The sequence below is a fragment of the Saccharomonospora iraqiensis subsp. iraqiensis genome, assembly GCF_000430445.1.
Taxonomy (GTDB): domain Bacteria; phylum Actinomycetota; class Actinomycetes; order Mycobacteriales; family Pseudonocardiaceae; genus Saccharomonospora; species Saccharomonospora iraqiensis.
The window spans coordinates 124,495-126,157 of the sequence record NZ_KE387135.1 but is presented as its reverse complement, the minus strand read 5'-3'; the positions used below and the strand labels follow the sequence as shown (position 1 = coordinate 126,157).

Below are 1,663 nucleotides of genomic sequence, written 5' to 3'. Positions count from 1 at the left end.
GTGCGCATGCTGCCCGACGCCGTCCGCACGGCCGCGCAGGCGGCCGAGGCCCTGGGTGTCGACGTCGGCGCCATCGCCAACAGCCTCGTCTTCCGCACGACCACCGCCGACGGCGACCACCTCCCGCTGCTGGCGCTGACCTCCGGCGCGCACCGCGCGGACACGGCCGCCCTCGCCGCGCTCACCGGCGCCGCGCGGGTCGACAAGGCCGATCCCGATTTCGTCCGGGAGCACACCGGTCAGGTCATCGGGGGTGTCGCCCCGGTGGGGCATCCGCACCGCATCACCACGCTGATCGACGAGGCGTTGCGTGCGCACGGCACGGTCTGGGCGGCGGCGGGCCACCCGAACTCGCTGTTCCCGGTGACCTTCGACGACCTGGTCGCCCTCACCGACGGCAGACCGGCCGAGGTCGCCGGGGCCGCCGGTGACGCGCGGGAACGGACCGCACCACGATGACGGCCACGTCGAGCGGGGAGAACGTCGTCCGCGTGGTCCCGCTGTCCCCCGAGGAGTTCCGGACCCGGCTGCCGGAGGCGCTGTCGGTGTACGTCGCGGCGATGCGGTACCCGACGGGCACGGCCGAGCAGCGCCGACCGATGTGGCTCACGCACGCGCTGCGGACGGGCTGGCGGTGCGTGGCCGCCCTCGACGCGGACGACGTGCTGGTCGGGCTCGCCTACGGCTATCCCGGCGCGCCCGGACAGTGGTGGTACGAGCAGGTCCACCGCGGCCTGTCCGCCCGGGCCGGTGCGGACGTCGCGGCGGCCCGGCTGACCGACTACTTCGAGCTGACCGAGATCCACGTGCGCCCGGACCGGCAGGGGCACGGCCTCGGGGAGCAACTGCTGCGCGGACTGCTGGACGACGTCCGCAGTGCGCGGGTGCTGTTGTCCACCCCGGAGGGGCCCACCCGGGCGTGGACGCTCTACCGCAGGCTCGGCTTCGAGGACGTCCTGCGCAACTACCACTTCGCGGGCGATCCGCGGGCGTTCGCGGTGCTGGGCCGTGCGCTGCCGCTGGAACCGGGGCCCGCCCCCGGTCAGGACAGTGCGTAGAGGTCGTAGACGACCGCGTCGGCCAGGCGCGCCGCGGAGGCCACGAACACCGTGCGGTTGACCCACGAATAACGGTCGTCCCCCGCCTCGAGCCGGACCCCGAGCCGGAAGTGGTACTCCCGCGGGTCCACGTGCTCGCCGGCGGCGAGCCGGTCGAGCACGGCCCGTTCGCCGTGGCGGACACCGTGGGTCGCCAGGGTGACCGGGGCGCCGTCGTCGGTGCGGGCGGTGTAGCGGGTGTCCACGGTGATGCTGCCGTCGTCGTGGACGAGTTGCCAGTCGGCGCCGCCGGGCAGGATCTCCCCGCGCAGCCGGTCCCCCTCGAGGCGGCCCCCGGTGATGGGCACGATCCGGCGCAGGCCCTGCGGGGTGGGGCCGAGTGTGATCACCGGGTCCAGACGGACCTCGACCCGGGCGATGCGGTCGAGGCCCAGCGGGGGCGGTTCCACGGCGCGACGGCCTCCCGTCACTGATCGACTCCGGTCCCGGCGAGGCTAGCGGCCCACGGACGGGGGGTCAACGTCGGCGGACCGTCCGTGGCCACCCGTGGTACCGGGTCCGGCGGCACCCGCTCCGGAGCCGGTACCGCGGCCCTCGGCCGGTGC

At 75.3% G+C, this 1,663-nt stretch carries 3 protein-coding genes; 2 read left to right on the top strand and 1 reads right to left on the bottom strand.

Translation table 11 applies throughout. The features are described from left to right. On the top strand, positions 1–459 hold a 459-nt coding region (locus tag ACTIR_RS24635; RefSeq protein ID WP_034241229.1), incomplete at its 5' end, for a YbaK/EbsC family protein. Beyond that, positions 456–1,058, top strand: a complete 603-nt coding sequence (locus ACTIR_RS0120560) for a GNAT family N-acetyltransferase (protein WP_026455677.1) — start codon at positions 456–458, stop codon at positions 1,056–1,058. The genes ACTIR_RS24635 and ACTIR_RS0120560, both read left to right, overlap by 4 nt. On the opposite strand, the gene ACTIR_RS0120555 is transcribed toward ACTIR_RS0120560, so the two are convergent. Next, positions 1,043–1,507: a DUF3237 domain-containing protein gene (locus ACTIR_RS0120555; RefSeq protein ID WP_026455676.1), complete on the bottom strand. Its 465-nt coding sequence runs from the start codon at positions 1,505–1,507 to the stop codon at positions 1,043–1,045. The two genes, ACTIR_RS0120560 and ACTIR_RS0120555, sit on opposite strands and share 16 nt — an antisense overlap. Positions 1,508–1,663: the final 156 nt, after the last annotated feature.